20 protein-coding genes are annotated in these 21,554 nt (G+C 72.9%); 8 read left to right on the top strand and 12 right to left on the bottom strand.

Annotation, left to right across the window (positions count from 1 at the left end; translation table 11 throughout):
* Positions 1 to 16: 16 nt before the first annotated feature.
* A complete protein-coding gene (locus tag ACPXCB_RS29540; protein ID WP_425879218.1) occupies positions 17 to 799 on the bottom strand; it encodes a phosphodiesterase in 783 nt (260 codons plus the stop codon).
* Positions 800 to 1,015: 216 nt separating this feature from the next.
* Between ACPXCB_RS29540 and ACPXCB_RS29535 the strand changes: the two genes are divergently transcribed.
* Both ACPXCB_RS29535 and ACPXCB_RS29530 read left to right on the top strand, forming a co-directional pair.
* Positions 1,016 to 2,437 (top strand): diguanylate cyclase, encoded by a 1,422-nt coding sequence (locus ACPXCB_RS29535; protein ID WP_425879216.1) that lies wholly within the window; start codon positions 1,016 to 1,018, stop codon positions 2,435 to 2,437.
* Positions 2,438 to 2,739: 302 nt separating this feature from the next.
* Complete coding sequence (locus tag ACPXCB_RS29530; RefSeq protein ID WP_425879214.1) at positions 2,740 to 3,783, top strand: hypothetical protein; 1,044 nt, start codon at positions 2,740 to 2,742, stop codon at positions 3,781 to 3,783.
* A 58-nt stretch (positions 3,784 to 3,841) separates the two neighbouring features.
* Here ACPXCB_RS29530 and ACPXCB_RS29525 read toward each other — a convergent pair whose 3' ends face one another.
* The 3 genes from ACPXCB_RS29525 to ACPXCB_RS29515 all read right to left on the bottom strand — a co-directional run bounded on the left by ACPXCB_RS29525 (position 3,842) and on the right by ACPXCB_RS29515 (position 6,509).
* Positions 3,842 to 4,093: a helix-turn-helix domain-containing protein gene (locus ACPXCB_RS29525; protein WP_425879212.1), complete on the bottom strand. Its 252-nt coding sequence runs from the start codon at positions 4,091 to 4,093 to the stop codon at positions 3,842 to 3,844.
* 83 nt (positions 4,094 to 4,176) lie between these two features.
* On the bottom strand, positions 4,177 to 5,238 hold the full coding sequence (locus ACPXCB_RS29520; RefSeq protein ID WP_425879210.1) for an aspartate-semialdehyde dehydrogenase: 1,062 nt from the start codon (positions 5,236 to 5,238) through the stop codon (positions 4,177 to 4,179).
* Positions 5,239 to 5,243: 5 nt separating this feature from the next.
* Entirely contained in the window at positions 5,244 to 6,509 is a 1,266-nt protein-coding gene (locus tag ACPXCB_RS29515; RefSeq protein WP_121401692.1) for an aspartate kinase, read from the bottom strand.
* A 224-nt stretch (positions 6,510 to 6,733) separates the two neighbouring features.
* Here ACPXCB_RS29515 and ACPXCB_RS29510 point away from each other — a divergent pair, with 224 nt between their 5' ends.
* The 3 genes from ACPXCB_RS29510 to leuA all read left to right on the top strand — a co-directional run bounded on the left by ACPXCB_RS29510 (position 6,734) and on the right by leuA (position 10,197).
* Positions 6,734 to 7,570, top strand: a complete 837-nt coding sequence (locus ACPXCB_RS29510) for a hypothetical protein (RefSeq protein ID WP_425879208.1) — start codon at positions 6,734 to 6,736, stop codon at positions 7,568 to 7,570.
* Positions 7,571 to 7,655: 85 nt separating this feature from the next.
* On the top strand, positions 7,656 to 8,207 hold the full coding sequence (locus ACPXCB_RS29505) for a nitroreductase family protein (protein ID WP_425879206.1): 552 nt from the start codon (positions 7,656 to 7,658) through the stop codon (positions 8,205 to 8,207).
* A gap of 238 nt (positions 8,208 to 8,445) precedes the next feature.
* Positions 8,446 to 10,197: a 2-isopropylmalate synthase gene (gene leuA / locus ACPXCB_RS29500; protein ID WP_425879204.1), complete on the top strand. Its 1,752-nt coding sequence runs from the start codon at positions 8,446 to 8,448 to the stop codon at positions 10,195 to 10,197.
* 44 nt (positions 10,198 to 10,241) lie between these two features.
* Here the strand turns inward: leuA and ACPXCB_RS29495 are convergent, their stop codons facing one another.
* Positions 10,242 to 11,678 carry an MFS transporter gene (locus ACPXCB_RS29495; RefSeq protein WP_425879203.1) on the bottom strand — a complete coding sequence of 479 codons (1,437 nt, stop codon included), beginning with the start codon at positions 11,676 to 11,678 and terminating at the stop codon, positions 10,242 to 10,244.
* Between the two features lie 108 nt (positions 11,679 to 11,786).
* Here ACPXCB_RS29495 and ACPXCB_RS29490 point away from each other — a divergent pair, with 108 nt between their 5' ends.
* Together ACPXCB_RS29490 and ACPXCB_RS29485 are read left to right on the top strand one after the other, a co-directional pair.
* Positions 11,787 to 12,452, top strand: a complete 666-nt coding sequence (locus tag ACPXCB_RS29490; RefSeq protein ID WP_425879202.1) for an HNH endonuclease family protein — start codon at positions 11,787 to 11,789, stop codon at positions 12,450 to 12,452.
* Positions 12,434 to 12,889 (top strand): hypothetical protein, encoded by a 456-nt coding sequence (locus ACPXCB_RS29485; RefSeq protein ID WP_425879200.1) that lies wholly within the window; start codon positions 12,434 to 12,436, stop codon positions 12,887 to 12,889. The genes ACPXCB_RS29490 and ACPXCB_RS29485 overlap by 19 nt, the downstream gene beginning before the upstream one ends.
* A gap of 54 nt (positions 12,890 to 12,943) precedes the next feature.
* Here ACPXCB_RS29485 and ACPXCB_RS29480 read toward each other — a convergent pair whose 3' ends face one another.
* The 7 genes from ACPXCB_RS29480 to ACPXCB_RS29450 all read right to left on the bottom strand — a co-directional run bounded on the left by ACPXCB_RS29480 (position 12,944) and on the right by ACPXCB_RS29450 (position 20,218).
* Positions 12,944 to 14,047, bottom strand: a complete 1,104-nt coding sequence (locus ACPXCB_RS29480) for an ABC transporter ATP-binding protein (protein ID WP_425879199.1) — start codon at positions 14,045 to 14,047, stop codon at positions 12,944 to 12,946.
* Positions 14,044 to 15,174, bottom strand: coding sequence for an ABC transporter ATP-binding protein (locus tag ACPXCB_RS29475; protein WP_425879198.1), 1,131 nt, complete (start codon positions 15,172 to 15,174; stop codon positions 14,044 to 14,046). The genes ACPXCB_RS29480 and ACPXCB_RS29475 overlap by 4 nt, the downstream gene beginning before the upstream one ends.
* Positions 15,175 to 15,237: 63 nt before the next feature.
* Positions 15,238 to 16,194, bottom strand: coding sequence for an ABC transporter permease (locus ACPXCB_RS29470; protein WP_425879196.1), 957 nt, complete (start codon positions 16,192 to 16,194; stop codon positions 15,238 to 15,240).
* Positions 16,191 to 17,195, bottom strand: coding sequence for an ABC transporter permease (locus ACPXCB_RS29465; RefSeq protein ID WP_393170478.1), 1,005 nt, complete (start codon positions 17,193 to 17,195; stop codon positions 16,191 to 16,193). The genes ACPXCB_RS29470 and ACPXCB_RS29465 overlap by 4 nt, the downstream gene beginning before the upstream one ends.
* A 128-nt stretch (positions 17,196 to 17,323) precedes the next feature.
* Entirely contained in the window at positions 17,324 to 18,988 is a 1,665-nt protein-coding gene (locus ACPXCB_RS29460; RefSeq protein WP_425879194.1) for an ABC transporter substrate-binding protein, read from the bottom strand.
* 320 nt (positions 18,989 to 19,308) lie between these two features.
* Positions 19,309 to 19,902 carry a recombination mediator RecR gene (gene recR, locus ACPXCB_RS29455; protein ID WP_151453559.1) on the bottom strand — a complete coding sequence of 198 codons (594 nt, stop codon included), beginning with the start codon at positions 19,900 to 19,902 and terminating at the stop codon, positions 19,309 to 19,311.
* Positions 19,903 to 19,909: 7 nt separating this feature from the next.
* A complete protein-coding gene (locus tag ACPXCB_RS29450) occupies positions 19,910 to 20,218 on the bottom strand; it encodes a YbaB/EbfC family nucleoid-associated protein (protein WP_357578012.1) in 309 nt (102 codons plus the stop codon).
* Positions 20,219 to 20,377: 159 nt separating this feature from the next.
* Between ACPXCB_RS29450 and ACPXCB_RS29445 the strand changes: the two genes are divergently transcribed.
* Entirely contained in the window at positions 20,378 to 21,451 is a 1,074-nt protein-coding gene (locus tag ACPXCB_RS29445; protein ID WP_425879191.1) for a DUF2332 domain-containing protein, read from the top strand.
* The last annotated feature ends 103 nt before the right edge of the window (positions 21,452 to 21,554 follow it).

Raw genomic sequence — 21,554 nt, 5'->3', positions numbered from 1 at the left:
GCCGACCGGTCGGCGCTCAGAAGCCGCAGGTCATGCCGGCGGCGTGGCTGGCCTGCACCAGGTGCGTGACGCAACCGCCCCCGGTGACCCGGTGCAGCAGGAAGCCGGTCGGTTCGACGACCCAGCCGAACTGGTCGTCGGCGCTGGTGGTGAGGGAACTCTGCCGCCAGGTGCTCGGCGCGGTGGTGAGCACCGTGCCGGCGAAGGTCACGGTGACCGGGCGGTGGACGTGCCCGGCGACCACCCGGACCACGTGCGGGTGGCGGGCGACCACCTCGGCCAGCTCGTCGCCGTCGGTCAACCCGATGTCGTCGAGGAACGGGATGCCGACCGGCGCCGGCGGGTGGTGCAGGCAGACCACGGCCGGCACCTCGGGTCGACCGGCCAGCACCCCGTCCAGCCAGCCGAGCTGGTCCTCGCCGAGGCAGCCGGCGTCGCCCCCGCCCGGCATCAGGGAGTCCAGCACCACGACCGTCGCCTCCGGGTGGTCCACGTGGTAGTGCGCCGAGAAGCCGCCGCCGAGCCACGGCGTGCCCCCGAACGCGTCCAGCAGCGACTCCCGGTCGTCGTGGTTGCCGGCGACCAGGTGCACCGGCAGCGGGAACCGGCCGATGACCTCGCGCAGGGTCTCGTACTCGTCAGGGCGGCCGCGGTCGACCAGGTCGCCGGTGATCACCACGCAGTCGGGCCGTGGGTTCAGCGCCAGCACCCGGCCCAGAGCGCGGTGCAGGCCGGCGGCCGGCTCGGCGGCGAGCACGCCGGTGGTCAGGTGCGGATCACTGAGCTGGGCGATGAGCATCGGTGCCTCCACTCGACCGGAACCCTCACGCTATCGCCGCGAGCCCCGGCGCGCGGCCCGCCCGTACCCACAGGCCCTGTCCACAGCCTGTGGATGGCACATGTGTACGAAAGCGTCGACGATCATGATTCCCGCTGGTCGCGTGCCTTCCTGAGTACGCTTGATCGCGGGCCCGCCCGCCGGTCGCGGCCCTCCCTACCTGGAACGACGTGCCGAGTGGATCACGAGCGAGTCATCCGTGACGTCACGGTCCGCCTCCCCATGGCGTCGACCGTCGTCGAGGCGTGCCGGTGGACCGTCACCGCGCTCGCCCGCCACGCGCCGGCCACCATCTCCGTCCTGCTGCACGTCCACGACCGGCTCCGCTGCGTCGCGGCCACCGGCTCCTGGCAGGTCTTCTCCACCGTGCCGCCGAAGACCGGGATCGTGGGCCGGGTGTACGCCTCCGGCGAGACGGCCGTCGTGCCCGACGTCGCCGCCGACCCCGACTACATCCCGGTACGCCCCGACGTCACCGCCGAGGTGTGCGTACCGGTGCTGGACCCGGCGGGCCGGCCCATCGGGGTGCTGGACCTCCAGTGGTGCGGCCCGGCCGACCTCGGCCCGTGGCGCGACACCGCCGAGCGGCTGGCGGCCCGCCTCGGGGCCCGGATCGTGGCGCTCGGCGGGCCGCCGCCGGAGAGCCGCAGCGAGAAGCTCCTGCGGCACGCCGCCGCGCTGACCTCCGCGTCGACGGAGTGGGACCTGTTCGCCGCCGCGATCACCGCCGCCCGGGACGTGTCCACGCTCTCCGCGGCGGTACTGGTGCTCGCCGGCCCGGACGGGCCCCGCCTGGGTACGCCGCCGGCCACCCCCGGCGAGTTGGAGGCCCGGATTCGGGCGGAGCTGACCGAGGCGGACCCCGCCGCGCTGGACGGACTGGTGGCTCGCGCCCACCGCCACGGCGTGGGCTACACGCTCGGCGAGGCGGGACACCCGCCCGTGCCCGACCACCGGCCGCTGACCCGGGCCGGGGTGCGCACGCTGGTCGCCGTGCCCGTCGGCCGGCCCGACGACGGCGGGGTGCTGCTGGTGGCCGACGAACGGCTGCTGCGCCCCGACCCGACCACCGTCAACCTGCTGGAGCTGCTCGCCGGCCAGGCGTGGAGCTGCCTCGACCGGCTGCGTACCCTGGCCCGCCTGCGCGAGCAGGCCAACTCGGACCCGTTGACCGGGCTGCGGCACACGGGGCCGTTCGGCCAGCGGATCGCCGTGGCCACCCCGGGGCGTACGGCCCTGCTGGCGATCGACGTGGACGGCTTCAAGGCCGTCAACGACACGTACGGCCACCAGGCCGGCGACCGGGTGCTCGTCCGGCTGGCCCGGGCCCTGGAGGGGGCGCTGCGGCACGGCGACGAGCTCTACCGGATCGGCGGCGACGAGTTCGTGGCGGTGATCGAGGTGGGGCGCCCCGAGGAGGCGGTCCGGATCGCCGAGCGCCTGGCCGAGGCGGCGCGGCGGATCGGCCGCACGATCAGCGTCGGGGTGGCCCTTCCCCGCCCCGGCGAGTCACCCGAGGCCACGCTGCGCCGCGCCGACCAGGCGCTCTACGCGGTGAAGCACCACGGCCGCGACGGCGTACGCCTGGCCCCCGCCTGACCGCCTCCGTCCGGTCACCGTCGGCGGCGGGCGACGTTCACCGGCTTCTGCTCGTTCGTGGGCATCTCGACCCGGGCGACGCCGGCGTGCCACCGGGTGTGCAGCGCGGTCTCGGCCACCGCCCTACCGCCAACCTCGGGCCGGGCACGGGGCCCGCGTCGGTCCGGTCGGCAACACCGGCAACACCGGCAACAAGCGATAGCACCCACCCCAGCCCTCGTGGGCCCGCACCGGTTCGCGGTGCGGCCTCACGGCCGTCCGGGGCCGCCGGTCGGGGGGGACGGCCGACTAGGGTGCGGGCCATGCGCATACGTCCTGCCGGGCTCCTCCTCGCTGCGGTCGCCGCGGTGCTCTGGGCGCTCGGGATGATCGTCCTGCAACCACTGACGGAGCAGGTGGGGCCGTGGCCCGAGGCACTGCGCGGCAACAACGCCTACTGGGCCCGCGACCTGCGCTTCGTCGCGATCGTCGGGGCGGTGGCGGGGCTCGTGCTGGCCGGTGGCGGCAACCGCCGGTGGAGCGTTCCGGCGGTGCTGCTGGGCGGCGCGTGGATGGCCGTCGACGTAGCCGTGGACCGGGCCGACCCCACCGGCGCGGGTTTCACCGTGCTGCTCGCCGTCGCCGGCTGCGCGGCCGTCGCCGGTGCCGCCGCCCTCGCCGTACGCCGCCAGCGCGGTGGCCGCGATCGGCGGGCGCTGGTCGCCACCGCCTGCGTCACCGGAGTGTCGGTGCTGATCGCCGCGGGCATCGAGTCACCGACCGACCGGGAGCCGGAACTGAACCGGGCAGCTGTCGTCACGAGCCTGCTGCTGCTCGCCCTGACCCTCGGTTGCGCGCTGGCGGCGGCCCCGGGGTGGCACCCGGCCCGGCAGCGGCTGGCGGTCGGGATCGGCGCGGCGGCCGCCGCCGCCGTCCTGCTGGTGCGGGCGGTGCCGCCCGGCTCGCGGATCCTGCCCGGAGTGCTGCTCGGCGCGGTGCTGCTGACCGGGGTCACCCTGCTGGCCTGGGACTGGCCGGGCGGGCGGCCGGTCTGGCGGTGGCACGCCCTCGCCGCCCTGGCAACCCTGTTCGGCCCGTACGCGATGCTGCTGATCGTGGTCATCGGCACCCTGCCGCTCAACCCGGGCGCGCCGCTGACCGCGCTGGCCGGCAACCCCGCCATCAACAGCGCCGATTCCGACGTGCTCAACTCGCTGTCCGGGGTGCTCGCCGGCCTCGGGATGGCGTTGCTGCTGGCCTTCCCGCCCGCCCTCGGCTACCGCCCGACCGACCCGGAGCGCCCCGACGGACCGGACGAGCCGGAGGGACCGGACGGGCAGCGCCGGGCCAGCGCCGACCGGCGGTAGCCGTAGCCGACGTAGATCAGCGCGCCGATCACGAACCAGACAGCACCAATGCCGCCGCTCACCGGTCTTGCAGGGCGGCCTGGTCGTCGCGTTGGGCCGGAACGATGCCAGGCAGCGCGTTGTACAGGGTGCTGCGAGAGACGCCGAGGAGCTTGGCGATCGAGGTCATCGTGCGGTTCGGTTCGGCGAGCAGCTGTAGCGCGTACGCGACCTTCTCCGGGGTCATGGCCGGCGGCCGGCCGAGCCGGTCGAGCGGCAGCGCCTCGGCGCCGAGGTTCGTCGCCTCGTGCTCTGCGCGACGGAGCGCCACGCGAGCAAACCCTCGCGGCAGCGACTCGGAGCGCCGCGCGGGCAGTGCCTCGGCACGCCGGCGTGAGACGTGCCGGGGGTGGCTCAGCGGGGGGTGAGTTCCTTGGCCAGGAGTTCGGCTATCTGGGCCGTGTTCAGGGCGGCGCCCTTGCGGAGGTTGTCGCCGGTGACGAAGAAGTCCAGGGCGCGGGGGTCGTCGACGGCGCGGCGGATCCGGCCCACCCAGGAGGGGTCGGTGCCGACCGCGTCGATGGGCATCGGGAACTCGCCCGCGGCCGGATCGTCGACCAGGATCACCCCGGGCGCGTTCCGCAGCACCTCGCGGGCGCCCTCGGCGGCCACCTCGGTGGCGAAGACCGCGTGCACCGCGACGGAGTGGCCGGTCACCACCGGCACCCGTACGCAGGTGGCGGAGACCTTCAGGTCGGGCAGCCCGAGGATCTTGCGCGACTCGTTGCGCAGCTTCATCTCCTCGGACGACCATCCCGCGTCGGCCAGGGAACCCGCCCAGGGCACCACGTTGAGCGCCAGCGGCGCGGGGAACGGGCCCACGTCGTCGCCGACCGCCTGGCGTACGTCGCCGGGGCGGGAGCCGAGCACCCGGTCCCCCGCGATCTTGGTGAGCTGGGCGTGCAGGGTGTCCACGCCGCTCTGGCCGGCGCCGGAGGCCGCCTGGTAGGAGGCGAGCACCAGTTCGCGCAGCCCGTACTCGCGGTGCAGCGGGGCGATCGCGATGATCATCGCCAGCGTGGTGCAGTTGGCGTTGGCGATGATCCCCTTCGGCCGGTTGCGTACCTGCTCGGGATTGATCTCCGGCACCACCAGCGGGACGTCGCGGTCCATCCGGAAGGCGCCGGAGTTGTCCACCGCGACGGCGCCGCGATCGACCGCGATTGGCGCCCACTGCGCGGAGACCTCGTCCGGGACGTCGAACATCGCCACGTCGACGCCGTCGAACGCCTCCGGGGTCAGCGCCTGGACGGTCAGCTCCTCGCCCCGGCAGCGCAGCCGCCGCCCGACCGAGCGCTCGGAGGCGAGCAGCCGGATCTCGCCCCAGACGTTCTTGCGGCCGCTGAGCAGCTCGCACATCACCGTGCCGACGGCACCGGTCGCCCCGACCACGGCCAGGGTGGGCAGCGGCGACACGGTGGCTACCGTCCCGTCCCCGCGTAGACGACGGCCTCGGTGTCGCCGCCGAGGTCGAAGGCCTCGTGGATGGCGCGCACGGCGGCGTCCAGGTCGGTGTCGCGGCAGACCACGGAAACCCGGATCTCCGAGGTGGAGATCATCTCGATGTTCACCCCGGCCGCGCCGAGGGCGGCGAAGAAGCCGGCCGCGACGCCGGGGTGCGAGCGCATGCCGGCCCCGATCAGCGAGACCTTGCCGACGTGGTCGTCGTAGAGCAGGCCCTTGAACTTGACCGACTCCTGGATCTTGCTCAGGGCGGCCATGGCCGTCGGGCCGTCGGCCTTGGGCAGCGTGAAGGAGATGTCCGTGCGGCCCGTGCCCTCGGTGGAGACGTTCTGCACGATCATGTCGAGGTTGATCTCGGCGCCGGCCACGGTGTCGAAGATCCGCGCGGCGGCGCCCGGCTCGTCGGGCACCCCCACGATCGTGATCTTGGCTTCGCTGCGGTCGTGCGCGACGCCGGTGATCAGTGCCTGCTCCACGGGAAGGTCCTCCATCGATCCGGTGACCATCGTGCCGGTGTTGGTCGAGTATGACGAACGGACGTGGATCGGCAAGCCCGCCCGGCGGGCGTACTCCACGCTGCGCAGGTGCAGGATCTTGGCGCCGCAGGCGGCCAGCTCCAGCATCTCCTCGTAGGTGATCTGGGTGATGTGCCGCGCGTTCGGCACGATCCGCGGGTCGGCGGTGAAGACGCCGTCCACGTCGGTGTAGATCTCGCAGACGTCCGCGTGCAGCGCGGCGGCGAGCGCCACGGCGGTGGTGTCGGAACCGCCCCGGCCCAGCGTCGTGACGTCCTTGGTGTCCTGCGAGACGCCCTGGAAGCCGGCGACGATGACCACCGCGCCCTCGTCGAGTGCGCCCTTGAGCCGCCCCGGCGTGACGTCGATGATCCGTGCCCGGCCGTGCACCGACGTGGTGATCACGCCCGCCTGCGAGCCGGTGAACGAGCGGGCCTCGTACCCCAGGTTGTGGATGGCCATGGCGAGCAGCGCCATGGAGATCCGCTCCCCGGCGGTGAGCAGCATGTCCAGCTCGCGGCCCGGCGGCAACGGGCTGACCTGGTTGGCCAGGTCGAGCAGCTCGTCGGTCGTGTCCCCCATGGCGGAGACCACCACGACGACGTCGTCGCCGGCCTTGCGGGCGGCGACGATGCGCTCGGCCACCCGCTTGATCCGCTCCGCGTTGGCGACGGAGGACCCGCCGTACTTCTGCACCACGAGTGCCACGACGGTGCACTCCCTCCCAGCGACGACCCTGAGCGTGCCGACGCCGCCGGATCAGGGCCGGCGGCGCGTGTCAGACGCACCCAGGGTATCGGTCGCGCGACTCGGCCGGGTCAGGTGATCCCACGATCCGGCCCAGCGGCCCGGGGCGACGTGGTGCGCGACACGCCGGGGCGCCGCGCGTGGCAGGGCCCCCGCGCGTCGTCTCCGGGCCGCAGAATGGCCCCGTGCACGCCCATCTCCGCCCGGCCGGCCCTCCCGCGAAGCCCGCGCGCCCGCCGGCGCGTCCGGCCCGACGCCTGGCCGGTCCGCTCGCGCTCGCCCTGCCCGCGCTCCTCGTCGCCTGCACCGCCGACGAACCGGTCACCCGGCCCACGCCCACTTCGACACCGGTGCCGGCGGGGGTGGGCGCGGCGCGCGACGAACTGGCGGCGCTGGCGGCCGCCGCACAGGATCGGCACCTCGTCGCCAGCTACACGCTGCGCGCCCCGGAGTCCCCGGACCGGACGATCCTGGTGACCAGCGCGAACGACGGGAGCTGGCGGGTCGACGTGCCGGGCGGCGCGCTCGGCGGAACCGCCGACGTCTCGTTCGCCGCCACCGCCGACGGGCTGTTCCAGTGCGCCCTGCCGTCCGCCGCCCGGCCCGAGCCGGCGACCTGCGTACGCCTCGGCGACCGGGACGAGGCCGTGCCCCGCCGGCTCGACCCCCGGGTGCAGCACCCGTTCACCGACTGGCTGGACGTGCTGACCGACCGGCGGGCCCCGCTCGCCGTCTCCCCCGCCGAGCCGCCGCCCGGCGCGTCCGGCGCCTGCTACTCGGTCGAGACCACCTCGGCGTCGATCAACGCGCCGCTGGACGTGGGGATCTACTGCTACGACGCCGACGGCACGCCCACGGCGGTGCGCACCGCGTCCGGCACGCTGATCCTCGCCGGGACGCCCGCGCCCGCCCCGGCCACCGTGCAGCTGGCCGGGCCGGTGGTCGACGCCGAGCCGCTCGGCACGGCGGCTCCTGATCCGACCGCGGAGGCGACCACGAGCCCGAGCGCGGGAACGCCGTGACCAGCCGTGACGTTACGGGTGCCGTTCGCCACATTCGGACATCCCACCCTTAACCACTGAATCGCCCTTACGGGACACTTACCCCATGGCCGACCTCACCCCGCTGCTCGCGTTCCGCTGGAGCCCCCGATCCTTCGACCCGGTGGCGGAGCTGTCCCGCGAGGACGCGTCCGCGCTGCTGGAGGCGGCCCGCTGGGCGCCCTCGGCCGGCAACGCCCAACCGTGGCGGTTCGCGCTCGGACACCGCGACGACGAGACGTTCAAGCGGATCCTGGTCAACCTGCCGGAGGCCGACCAGCGGTGGGCGCAGCGCGCCGCCGCCCTGCTGCTCGGCGCGCACCGGAGCGGATCGGCCAGGCACGCGTACGACCTGGGCCAGGCCGTCGCCCACCTCACCGTGCAGGCCACCGCGCTCGGCCTGCACGTACGCCAACTGCACGACCTCGACCACGCCGGCCTGGCCGCCGACCTCGACCTGCCGGCGGACGTACGACCGCACGTGGTGGCGGCCGTCGGGCAGCTCGGCGACCCGCTCAGCCTCCCGGCCGACCTGCTGCGCTCCGAGACCGGCCTGCGCCGCCGGCTTCCCCTGGCCGAACTCCTGCTGACCAGCCAGGCTGCGAAGTGCGTCTCATAGTCCGGACCCGCCTTCCCGCACCCCGGCCCGCCACGTAGGGTTACCTGGTCATGTGGCGGGCGTACCTTCTCCTTGGTCGCCGCGACGAGGCCTGAAGGCCGGCACCTCGTCGCGGAGTCGAACCGCGCCGTCCAGCACATCCGAAACTTCCCATCGGCAACCGCCCGGGCACCGTCGCCCGGCACCTGGCCGACACCTTCCGATTGCTGACGCCACATGTTCCAGGGAGCACTCCGTCATGGCTCAACCCATCGCCGACGCTGAGACCGACCCGATCGCCCGGCAGCGCCCCAGCCGGATGCCGCACCACCGCTACCAGCCGTACCACCAGCAGTTCCGGCTCGACCTGCCCGACCGCACCTGGCCGACCCGGCACGTCGAGGCCGCGCCGCGCTGGTGCGCGGTGGACCTGCGCGACGGCAACCAGGCGCTGATCGACCCGATGTCGCCGGAGCGCAAGCGCCGGATGTTCCAGCTGCTCGTGCAGATGGGCTACAAGGAGATCGAGGTCGGCTTCCCCTCGGCCAGCCAGACGGACTACGACTTCGTACGCCAGCTCATCGAGCAGGACCTGATCCCGGAGGACGTCACGATCCAGGTGCTCACCCAGTGCCGGGAGCACCTGATCGACCGCACCTTCGACTCGCTGCGCGGCGCGCGACGGGCCATCGTGCACTTCTACAACTCGACCTCCACGCTCCAGCGGCGGGTGGTCTTCGGCCTGGACCGCGACGGCATCGCCGACATCGCCACCCAGGGCGCGCGGCTCTGCCGCAAGTACGCGGAGATCCACACTCCGGACACGGACATCCACTACGAGTACTCGCCCGAGTCCTACACGGGCACGGAGCTGGAGTACGCGCTGGAGGTCTGCGCCAAGGTCATCGAGGTCATCGACCCGACCCCGGACCGCAAGCTGATCGTCAACCTGCCGGCCACCGTCGAGATGGCCATGCCGAACGTCTACGCCGACTCGATCGAGTGGATGCACCGGCACCTGCCCCGGCGGGACAGCCTGGTGCTGAGCCTGCACCCGCACAACGACCGGGGCACGGGCGTCGCCGCCGCCGAGCTGGGGCTGCTGGCCGGCGCCGACCGGGTCGAGGGCTGCCTGTTCGGCAACGGCGAGCGCACCGGCAACGTCGACCTGGTGACGCTGGGGCTGAACCTCTTCTCCCAGGGCATCGACCCGATGATCGACTTCTCGAACATCGACGAGGTGCGGCGCGCCGTCGAGTACTGCAACCAGCTGCCGGTGCACGAGCGCCACCCGTACGCGGGCGACCTCGTCTACACCGCCTTCTCCGGCTCCCACCAGGACGCGATCAAGAAGGGCTTCGACGCGCTCGCTAAGGACGCGGCGGCGGCCGGCGTGCCGATCGACCAGCACACCTGGGCGGTGCCCTACCTGCCGGTCGACCCGAAGGACCTGGGCCGCACCTACGAGGCGGTCATCCGGGTCAACTCGCAGTCCGGCAAGGGCGGCGTCGCGTACATCATGAAGAGCGAGCACCAGCTCGACCTGCCGCGCCGGCTCCAGATCGAGTTCTCCGGCGTGGTCCAGCAGGTCACCGACCACGACGGCGGCGAGGTCGACCCGGGCACCATGTGGGAAATCTTCGCCACGCACTACCTGATCGACCACCAGGTCGACCCGGCGCTCGCCCTGGACGGCTACGCCATCGGCACCGCCGAGGGCAAGGTCGAGATCGAGGCCCGCGTCGGCCTGGGCGGGGAGCCCCGCTCGCTGACCGCCGTCGGCAACGGCCCGATCGACGCGTACGTCAACGCGCTCCAGTCGGTGGGCGTGGCGGTACGGGTGCTCGACTACCACGAGCACGCGCTCTCCTCCGGCGGGGACGCGCAGGCCGCCGCCTACGTGGAGTGCGAGGTCGACGGTCGTACGGTCTGGGGCGTCGGCACCGACGCGAACATCGTCACCGCCTCCGTGAAGGCAGTGACGAGCGCCGTCAACCGCGCCCGCGCCTGACCTTCGGGTAAGGAAGGGCATCCTGCTGCGGCAGGGTGCCCTTCCTACCGCTCCGCTGGGCGGTGGATGAGCAGGGCGGCCATCGCCGCCCCGGCCAGCAGCAGGCCGGCGCACCAGAGCATCGCGCCCCGGTACGCGCCGGTCAGCGCGGCCGGCTGCGCGTAGCCGGAGCCGGAGAGCCCGACCAGCAGCGGGAGCGCGGCCACCGCCAGCAGGCCACCCGCCCGGGACGCCGCGTTGTTGAAGCCGCTCGCCACGCCGGCGAACCGGTCGTCGACCGCGGCCAGCACGGAGGCGGTCAGCGGCGCCACCACCAGCGTCAGCCCGATCCCGAAGAGCACCACCCCGGGCAGCACGTCCCGCCAGTACGACGCGCCGGGGCCGACGCCGCGCAGCAGCACCAGCCCCGCGGCGGCGACCACCGGCCCGACGGTCAGCGGCAGCCGCGGCCCGATCCGCGCCGACAGCGCGCCCGCCCGCGCCGAGCCGACCAGCAGCAGCACCGTCATCGGCAGCAGCGCGACCCCGGTGAGCAGCGCCGACCAGCCGACCACGTTCTGCAGGTAGACGGCGAAAAAGAACGTGAAGCCGCCCAGCGCCGCGTAGACGAGCACGGTGAAGACGTTCAGCACCGAGAAGAGCCGGCTGCCGAACAGGCCGGTGGGCAGCATCGCGCCGTCCCCCCGGCGCCGCTCGACCAGCACGAAGGCCACCGCGCCGGCCACGCCCGCCAGGATGGCGGCGAGCACCGGCACCGAGTCGAGGCCCCGGACGGGGGCGTCGATCAGCGCGTACGTGACGCCGGCCAGGGCGAGCGCGCCGAGCAGTGCGCCGGCCACGTCGAACCGGCGGCGGTGACGTCCCGGCCCCCCGGTGCGGGACGCGGCCTCGTCCCGGCTCTCCGGCACCCAGCGCAGCGCCGCCAGCACCACGAGCACGGCCAGCGGCAGGTTGAGGAAGAAGATCCACCGCCAGGAGAGCGCGTCGACCAGCCAGCCGCCGAGGAAGGGGCCGAGCGCCGTGGAGACGCCGGACAGCCCCGACCAGGCGCCGATGGCGCGGCCCCGGTCGTCCGGGTGGAAGCTGGCCTGGAGCACCGACAGCGAGCCGGGGGTGAGCAGCGCGCCCCCGGCGCCCTGGAGGAACCGGGCCGCGATCAGCCACTCGGTGCCCTGGGCCAGGCCGCAGAGCAGTGACGCGAGGGTGAACCAGACCACCCCGAGCAGGAAGACCCGCCGCCGCCCGAAGCGGTCGCCGAGCGCGCCGCCGAGCAGGACGAAGGCGGCCAGCATCAGCAGGTACCCGTTGACCGTCCACTGAAGACCGGAGACGGTCGCGTCCAGGTCCGCACCGAGGCGGGGCAGCGCCACGTTGACCACGGTGGTGTCGAGGAAGACCATGCCGGAGGCGAGGACGGCGGCGAGCAGGGTGCCCCGCCCGTGCGCGGTGCCCAGCCGGAGCGCGGGCGTGGTTTCGGTCATGGCGTCCAATCTGCCCCGCACGATATGAGAGACGCCACGAATCGCCGAAAGCGGTCCCGGGTACTGTGCGGGATCGCCGGGAGCCCGCAAGCTGGAGAGGTGTCGTCTGTGCGTACCAGATCAGGACCGCGCGCCGTAGTGACGGCCGCGCTCGCCGCGGCGCTGGCGCTCGGCGCGGCCGGTTGTGTCGCCGTCGACGAGCCGGACGTCGCGCCGAGCAGCGGTGGTAGCGGCGGCAACGCCGCGCAGAAGCTGACCCAACTCACCGTGGCCACCGCCGGGTCGATGAAGGGCTACAGCCGCAGCCGCTTCCCGCACTGGCGGGACACCGGCAAGAACTGCGACGTACGCGACAGCGTGCTGAAACGCGACGGGGAGGACATCAAGCTCTCCGGCTGCAACGTGGTCGGCGGCCACTGGGAGAGCGTCTACGACGGCCGCGCGTTCACCGACCCGTCCGACGTGGACATCGACCACACCGTGCCGCTGGCGAACGCGTGGCGCTCGGGCGCCGACGAGTGGGACGACGCGAAGCGTGGCGAGTTCGCCAACGACCTGGACCGGCCGCAGCTCATCGCGGTTTCCGCGTCCTCCAACCGGGCAAAGGGTGACCAGGATCCGTCCCAGTGGAAGCCGGCGAACCGGGCGTTCTGGTGCCAGTACGCCGACAACTGGGTGACGGTCAAGCACCACTGGCGGCTCACGGTGACCAGCGCCGAGAAGGCCGCCCTGACCGACATGCTGGAGGGCTGCACATGGGCGAGCAAGCCGTGACCGGAGCCGGGGCGACCCCCGCCCCGGAGCAGACGCCGGACGCCACCGGGGAGGACGCGGCGGCGGCCACCGGCAGCGCGCCGGCCGGGCCGACCACGGCCGGCATGACGGCGGACGGCGCGGCCGGCACGACCACCGGCGTGCCGGGGGCCGGGATGGCCGCCGACGCCGAGGGCACGTCGACCGCCGCGCGGGAGCGTACGGCCGACGTCGTGCCCGGCCCGGGCGGGGTGATGACCGACGAGGTCGGGGTGGTCACCGGCGAGCTGACCCTGCGCACCGCGTACGCCGACGGCCAGGTGACGCTGACGGTGCAGTACCGGGACGCCGACGAGTGGTACAAGGTCACCGGCGGCACGGTCGCGCTGGCCGACCCGGCCGGGCTGGACGCGGTGCACGGCATCGCGGTCGCGCTCCTGCACCGCCCGGAGGGCTGACCCGCCGACCGTCCGGACGCGGCCCCTCGACGGGGGCCGCGTCCGCGACGTGGATCAGACGTACGAGCCGGGCTCGTTGGGGGCGGAGACGGTGTGCGGCTCCTCGCCCTCGCCGAGTGGGCGGGTGAGCTGCACGCTGACCTTGTGCGGGCGCAACTCCCCGCTGGCGATCCGCTCGGCGAAGTGGCAGGCGACCCGGCTGCCGCCGACATCCCGCAGCGCGGGCCGCTCGTCGGCGCAGCGGGTCGGCTGCGCCCACGGGCAGCGGGTGTGGAACCGGCAGCCCGCCGGCGGGTTGGCCGGCGAGGGCAGGTCGCCGGCGAGCAGGATGCGCTCGCGGCGGTCCTCCACGTCCGGGTCCGGCACCGGCACCGCCGACATCAGCGCCCGCGTGTACGGGTGCATCGGCCCCGTGTAGAGCCGGTCGCTCGGCGCCTCCTCGACCAGCGCGCCCAGGTACATCACGCCGACGGTGTCGGAGATGTGCCGCACCACCGCGAGGTCGTGCGCGATCACCAGGTAGGTCAGGCCGAGGGTGTCCTGGAGGTCGTCGAGGAGGTTCACCACCTGGGCCTGGATCGACACGTCGAGCGCGGAGACCGGCTCGTCGGCGACGATCAGGTCGGGCCCGAGCACCAGCGCCCGGGCGATGCCGATGCGCTGCCGCTGGCCGCCGGAGAACTCGTGCGGGTAGCGGGAGAGCGCCCAGCGGGGCAGGCCGACCTTGTCCAGGGTCTCGCCGATGACCCGGCGTCGCTCGTCCCGGTTGCCGCCGATGCCGTGGGCCTGGAGGCCCTCGGTGAGGATCGACTCGACGTTCTGCCGAGGGTCCAGGCTCGACATCGGGTCCTGGAAGATCATCTGCATGCGGCGGCGCATCGACCGCAGCTTGCCCGCCGGCAGCTTCGTCAGCTCGACACCGTCGAACCGGACCTCGCCGCCGGTGGGCGGGGTGAGCTGGAGCAGCGCCCGCCCCAGCGTCGACTTGCCGCAGCCGGACTCGCCGACCAGGCCGTACGTCTTGCCGCGCGGGATGCTGAGGTCGACGCCGTCGACAGCCTTCACGTGGCCGATCGTCCGGTCGAAGATCACCCCCGTGCGGATCGGGAAGTGCACCTTCAGGTCGCGGACCTCGACGAGGAATTCGCTCTCGGTCACGGCTTCTCCTCCTCGCGCGGGGCGGGCACCGGGCCCGCGGTCGCCTCCGCCGCCGGGGCGGTGGCGGCCGGCGCCTCCGCCGGGGCGGTGCTGCTGGCGGCCGGCACCTGCGCAGGCACGGTGCTGCTGGCGGCCGGCCGGGGCACGGTGCCGGGCACCGGCGCCGGGTTGACGCAACGGTAGCTGCGGCCGTCGTGGGCGTGCACCAGCGCGGGCGGCTCCCCCACGCACTCGTCGACCCGCCGCGTGCAGCGCGGCGCGAAGGCGCAGCCGTCCGTCCAGGGCAGCAGGTCGCGGACCGAGCCCGGGATCGGGTTCAGCCGCTCGCCGCGCCCGGCGTCCAGGCGCGGCACCGAGCCGAGCAGCCCCACGGTGTACGGGTGGCGGGGCTCGCGGAACAGCGGGCGACGGCGGGCCGTCTCCACCACCCGGCCGCCGTAGAGCACGTTGATGGAGTCGCACAGGCCGGCGACCACGCCCAGGTCGTGCGTGATCATCACCAGGGCGGTACCGGAGTCCCGGACCAGCTCCTTGAGCAGCTCCAGGATCTGCGCCTGGATGGTGACGTCCAGCGCCGTGGTCGGCTCGTCGGCGATCAGCAGCCGGGGCTGGCAGGCCACCGCCATCGCGATCAGGGCGCGCTGGCGCATGCCACCGGAGAGCTGGTGCGGGTACTCCTTCAGCCGCCGCTTCGGGTCGGGGATGCCGACCCGGTCGAGCAGCGCCGCCGCCTCCTTCTCCGCCGCCGCGCCCTTCATCCCCCGGTGCCGGGTGAGCACCTCGGTGACCTGCAACCCAATCGGGATCACCGGGTTCAGCGACGAGAGCGGGTCCTGGAAGATCATCGCGACGTCGCGGCCCCGGATGTCCCGCCGGGACCGGTCGTCGAGCTGGAGCAGGTCCGTGCCGTCGAAGACCGCCTTGCCGCCGACGCGCAGGCCCGGCTGCTTCGGCAGCAGGCCCATGATCGCCAGCGAGGTGACGCTCTTGCCGCAGCCGGACTCGCCGACCAGGCCGACCACCTCGCCCGCGTCGACGGAGAAGGAGACCCCGTCGACGGCGTGCACGGCGCGCTGACCGCGCCGGGCGAAGGTGACGGAGAGATCTTCGACATCAAGCAGAGCCATGTCGGGCCCGCCTTTCGTTCGCGACTGCGGGGCTCGCAAGCTCACTCCTCGCGCTCACCGGCCCTACTTCCGCAGCTTCGGGTCGAGTGCCTCGCGCATCGCCTCGCCGAGCAGGGTGAAGCCCAGCGCGGTGACGATGATGGCGAGGGCGGGCAGGATCGCCAGCCGGGGCGCGGAGTCGAGGTACTGCTGCGCGTCGGCGAGCATCACACCCCACTCGGGGATGGAGGCGTCGTTGTTGCCGAGCCCGAGGAAGGAGAGCGCCGCAGCCTCGATGATCGCGGTGGCCAGGGTGAGGGTGGCCTGCACGATGACCGGGGCGAGCGAGTTCGGCACCACATGGGCCAGCGCGATCTTCGGCTTCTTCACGCCCAGCGAGACGGCGGCCAGGACGTAGTCGCTGTTGGCCTGGGAGATCATCGAGCCGCGCAGCAGCCGGGCGAAGACCGGCACCGACACCACGCCGACCGCGATCATGACCGTGGTCAGCCCGGCGCCGAGCAGGGCGGCGATGCTGATCGCCAGCAGCAGGCTCGGCATGGCCAGCAGCATGTCGACGAAACGCATCAGCACGTTGTCGACCGCCCGGCCCCACCGGCCGCCGAGGCCGGCGGCAGCGCCGGCGATCCCGCCGATCAGCGAGCCGACCGCGAGGCCGATCAGGGTGGAGACCACGCCGACCAGCAGGGTCTGCCGGGCACCGACGATCATGCGGCTGAACTCGTCGCGACCGATGTGGTCGACGCCGAACCAGTTCTCGCCGCGGAAGCCGGGGAAGTCGCCGAGACGGATCTCGCTCTTCCAGAGCTGGGCGTCCGGGGCGTGCGGGACGAAGAACGGCCCGAGGATGGCGACCAGCAGGAACAGGCTCAGGATCACCGCGCCGACGATCGCAGCAGGGTTGCGCCGCAGCCGGCGGAACGCCTCCTTCCAGAGGCTGACGCCGCGCTCGTCCTCCCGGGCCGCCAGCTCGGCGAGCCGGTCGATCTTTTCCTTCTTGGTGCCGCCGGTGATCGTCATCGGACCCTCACCCTCGGGTCGATCAGGCTGTAGGAGAGGTCGACCAGGAGGTTCACCAGCACGTACACCACCGCGATGATCAGGATGAAGCCCATCAGCACGGGATAGTCACGTTGGCTGATCGCCTCGTAGATGAAGGCTCCGATGCCGCTGAAGGCGAAGACGGTCTCGGTCAGCACCGCGCCGGAGAGCAGGCCACCGGTGAGCAGGCCGATCGAGGTGACCACCGGCAGCATGGAGTTGCGCAGCACGTGCCGGCGCCGGACCGTGCTCTCGGTCAGGCCCTTCGCCTCGGCGGTGCGTACGAAGTCCTCGTTGAGCACCTCCAGCACGCTGGCACGGGTGATCCGGACGATGATCGCCAGCGGGATGCTGGCCAGCGCGACGGCCGGCAGCACCAGGTGCCAGAGCGCGTCGGCGGCGGCGTCCCACTCCCGGGTCATGATCCCGTCGAGGACGAAGAAGTTGGTGATCCGCGTCGCCCCGAGCGTCGGGTCCTGCCGGCCGCTCGCCGGGAACCAGCCGAGGTTCTCCGCGAAGATCGCCTTGAGCACGTACGCGAGGAAGAAGACGGGGATGCAGATGCCGATCAGTGAGCCGCCGACCGAGAGGTGGTCCAGCATCCGGCCGCGGCGTCGGGCCGCCAGGTAGCCCAGCGGGATGCCAACGCCGACCGCGATCAGCATCGCCGTGACGGAGAGCTCCACCGTGCCGGGGAAGCGCTCGACGAACTCGGTGACCACCGTCCGCTTGGTGGAGGTCGACGTGCCCAGGTCGAGGCGGATCAACCGCCGCACGAACCGGCCGTACTGCACCAGGATCGGCTCGTCGAGGCCCATGTTGCGCCGGATCGCGGCGCGCATCTCGGGCGTCCCGCGCTCACCGAGGATGGCGGTCTCGGGACCGCCAGGCAGTCGGCGGAGCCAGATGAACAGCAGGAGGGAGAGCCCGAACAGCGTGGGTATCAGCTGAAGCAGGCGTCTGACGATGAACCGGAACACGGCGGCCTCGAAAGGGGTACGGAGGGTCGTGGGGGGGGGGGGGGGGGGCCCCCCCCCCCCCCCCCCCCCCCCCCCCCCCCCCCCCCCCCCCCCCCCCCCCCCCCCCCCCCACGACTCGGAGCGTCAGATCAGGACTTGAACTCGGCGGTGGAGAACCGCTCGTCGGTGAGCGGGCTCGCCTTGACCCCGGTCACGTCCTTGCCGAACACGATCGCCGGCGGCGAGTGCGACACCGGGACGCCGGGCAGGAAGTCCATGATGGCCTTGTTCAGGGCCTTGTACTTCTCCGTCCGGGCCGCCACGTCGGCGGTGCTGTCCGCGTCCTTGAACTGGTCGAACAGGGCCTTGTTGGTGAAGCCCCACTCGGCCTTCGGCCGGTCGAACATGGTGCCGATGAAGTTGTAGCCGTCACCGTAGTCACCGGTCCAGCCGAGGAAGTGCAGGTCGTGCTTGTTGCCCGAGGTGGTGGCGTTCAGGTAGTCCGGGCTCCACTTGAGCGGGATGGCCTGGACGGTGATGCCGACCGCCTTGAGGTCCGCCGAGAGCAACTCGAAGATGTCCTTCGGGTTCGGCATGTACGGCCGGGTGACCTCGGTCGGGTAGTGGAACCGCAGGGTCAGGTTCGTCGCGCCGGCCTCGGCCAGCAGCGCCTTCGCCTTCGCCGGGTCGTAGTTGTACTTGGTGACGTCGCCGTTCCAACCCTCGACGGTGTCCGGCATGAAGTTGTCGGCGACCTTGGCGCCCGGGGGCAGCTTCGAGTCGACGAGAGCCTGCCGGTTCAGCGCGTGCGCGATGGCCTGGCGGACCTTCACGTCGGCGAGCTTCGGGTTCCCCTTCTGGTTCATGGCCAGGTAGAGGATGTTGAACGCCGGGCGGGTCAGGACGTTGAAGCCCTCACCCTTCAGCGGCTCGACGTCGGCCGGGCCGACCAGGTCGTACCCCTGGATGTCGCCGGAGCGCAGCGCCTGCTTGCGCGCGTTCTCGTCCGAGATCGTCTTGTAGATGAGGGTCTTCAGCTTGGCCTTGGTGCCCGAGTAGTCCTCGTTGCGCTCGATGGTGAGCGTCTTGTTGGCGACGTCCCAGGACTTGAACTTGAACGGGCCGGTGCCGGTCGGGTGCGCCGTGGCGTAGGCCGGGTACTTGATGTCCTCGGCGGTGCCGCCCACGTTGCTGGCGTCGTACTTCTCCAGCGCGGTCGGGCTGTGCATCGAGAACGAGGGCAGCATCAGCGCGGCCGGGATCTTGCTGGAGACCCGGGTGAAGGCCAGGTCGACCGTCGTGGCGTCCTTGGCGGTGCAGGACTTGAAGAGGCTCGGCGGCAGGTCCGCGCTCTCGTTCTTGGCGAAGCCGCCCATGACGTCCTGCCAGTACGGGGTCACGTCCGGGCTCTGCATGAGGCCCTTGGCGTTGTACCAGCGGTCGAAGTTCTTGCAGACCGCCTCGGCGTTGAATTCGGTGCCGTCGTGGAACTTCACGCCGGAGCGCAGCTTGAAGGTCCACGTGGTGCCGGCGGCGTCCGGGGTCCAGGTCTCGGCCAGACCGGGGGTGACCTTGGTGCCACCCTCCTCCGGACGGACCAGCGTCTCGAAGACCTGACGCGCCACGCGCAGCGACTCACCGTCGCTGGCGAAGCTCGGGTCGAGCACCTTCGGATCTCCGGCTACGCCGAAGACGAGGGTGTCCTTCTTGCTACCGCCGGAACTGTCATCGCGGTTGCTCTCGGCGCAGCCTGCTACCGCGAGGGCCGCGACCGCGACGGCCGCGAGGGCGACCTTCGGCCTGGATGCACGCATGGGTGCTTCACCTCGTCCTTGGGGTTACGGACAATCGTGGTGACAGGGGTCACCGATCGCCGTGACCTTAGCCGCCGTTCGGACCGGCGGGAAACCGTCGCGGAACCGGTTGGTACCGGATCGTGTCTTAACCGATGCGCACCGCCTCAGCGGCTGTTCCGGACCGCCAACAAAGGGGCGCTATGTCCGGGTTGACCGATGCCGATTTGTTACATCGATCGTCGCCTGCATCGCTCCGATGTCAGACCCCACAGTGGACCCGACAGTACCCGTACGGCGATGGTCGGCACCCGAATCGGGTGCCGACCATCGCGGAAACGTCAGACTGCGCGCCGGCCCTCGAAGGCGCGGCCGAGCGTGATCTCGTCGGCGTACTCCAGGTCGCCGCCGACCGGCAGGCCGCTCGCCAACCGGGTCACCGAGATGCCCATCGGCTTGACCATCAACGCCAGGTACGTCGCGGTCGCCTCGCCCTCGGTGTTCGGATCCGTGGCCAGGATCAACTCCCGCACGGTGCCGTCGCTGAGCCGGGTCATCAGCTCACGGATGCGCAGATTGTCCGGCCCGATCCCCTCCAGCGGATTGATCGCCCCGCCGAGCACGTGGTAGCGGCCCCGGAACTCGCCGGTCCGCTCGATCGCGACCACGTCCTTCGGCTCCTCGACCACGCAGAGCACCTCGTCCGTGCGGCGCGGGTCGCGGCAGATCCGGCACCGGTCGGACTCGGCCACGTTGTAGCAACTGGTGCAGAACCGCACCAGCTCCTTGACCTTGCGCAACGCCCCGGCCAGCCGGTTGACGTCGGCCGGGTCGGCGGACAGGACGTGGAAGGCGATCCGCTGGGCGCTCTTCGGGCCCACGCCCGGCAGCCGCCCCAGCTCGTCGATCAGGTCCTGGATGGCGCCCTCGTACATCTGCCGCTCAGAAACCGGGCAGGCCGAGGCCGCCCATGCCGCCGGTGACCGGGCCCATCTTCTTCTCGGTCAGCTCCCGCGCCGCCTCGGCGGCGTTGTGCATGGCCGCGACGACGAGGTCCTCCAGGGTCTCCACGTCCTCCGGGTCCACCGCCTTCGGGTCGATCTTGATCGACTTCAGCTCGCCGCTGCCGGCGACGGTCGCGGTGACCAGGCCCCCGCCGGCGGTGCCGGTCAGCTCCGCCTCGGCGAGCTCGGCCTGCGCCTTGGCGATCTGCTGCTGCATCTTCTGCGCCTGCTTCAGCATCTGCTGCATGTTCGGCTGTCCACCTGGGCGCACGGATGGCTCCTTCTCGCACTCGTCTGCTCGGCCGCCGCTCAGCCTATCGGCTGTGAGCAGCCTCGCCCCGCCCGGTGCTTCCCTCGCGGCGGGTCCGGGCGCACGATCACGGAACCGACCGGACGGAGGTGGCCGATGTCCCGGAAACAGGCCGCGGCGGCCATGGAACGACAGGCCCGGGCCTGCGCCGACATGGACGCCGCCCTCTACGCCCACCTGCTGGCGCGCGCCGCCGGTGACGTGCGGGCCGGCGGCCCGTGCGCCACCGTCATCAAGGGGTACGAGGACGCCGACCCCGACGCCCTCGTGTCGCTACGCCTGCTCGGCGGGGTGCACGCGCTGGTGCTGTCCGGCCGGGCGCCCGAGCTGGCCCGGTACTACCCCAGCGCGGGTGGGGCGTACCGGGCGGCGGACGCCCCAGACTGCTGGGCCGCGTTCCGGGCGGTCGTCGAGGCCGAGCACGACACGCTGCGCGGCTGGCTGCGCCGGTCGCCCCAGACCAACGAGACCGGCCGGGCCAACCTGCTGCTGGCCGGCCTGCTGCACGCCGTCCACGAGGTGGGCGGGCTGCCGGTGCGCCTCGTCGAGCTGGGCGCGAGCGCCGGGCTGAACCTGCGCGCCGACCGGTTCCGCGTCGAGGCCGCCGGCTTCGCCTGGGGACCGGCCGACTCCCCGGTACGACTGCCGGACGCCTGGCGGGGCGGGGCGCCCGAGTGGCTGCGGGCGGCGGCCGAGGCGTACCCCGAGCTGACCGTGGTGGAGCGGCTCGGCTGCGACGTCAGTCCGCTCGACCCGGGCGACTCCGACGGCGCGCTCGCGCTGCGGGCGTACCTCTGGCCGGAGCACACCGCCCGCGCGGCCCGGCTGGCCGGCGCGCTGGAGCTGGCCGGGCGACTGCCGGCCCGGGTCGTCGCGGCGGGGGCGGCCGATTTCCTCGCCGGGATCACCCCGCGCCCCGGCACGCTGACCGTGGTGTGGCACTCGGTGATGCGCCAGTACGTCCCGGCCGAGGAGTGGGCGCGGGTCACCGCCGAGCTGGACCGGCTGGCCGCCGCCGGTGGCACCGACGCGCCGGTCGCCCACCTGTCCTTCGAGCCGCACCCGCGGGAGGCCCGCAACGACTTCCAGCTCCGCGCCCGGCTCGGCACCGGCCCGGAACGCCTGCTGGCCGAGGCACACCCCCACGGCCTCCCGGCCTGGCCCGCCTGACCCCCACCGCGCCCACCTCGCCCGGCGCGTCGTCGCCAGAGATCTTGGTACCGGAGTGCCCCCATAGGGGCCGATTCCTGCCAAGATCTGCCGCCTTCGCCTC

Source organism: Micromonospora sp. DT62 (genome assembly GCF_049847285.1).
Taxonomy (GTDB): Bacteria; Actinomycetota; Actinomycetes; order Mycobacteriales; family Micromonosporaceae; genus Micromonospora; species Micromonospora reichwaldensis.
The sequence above is the reverse complement of the archived record's forward strand: the minus strand, read 5'-3'. Positions and strand labels throughout refer to the sequence as shown.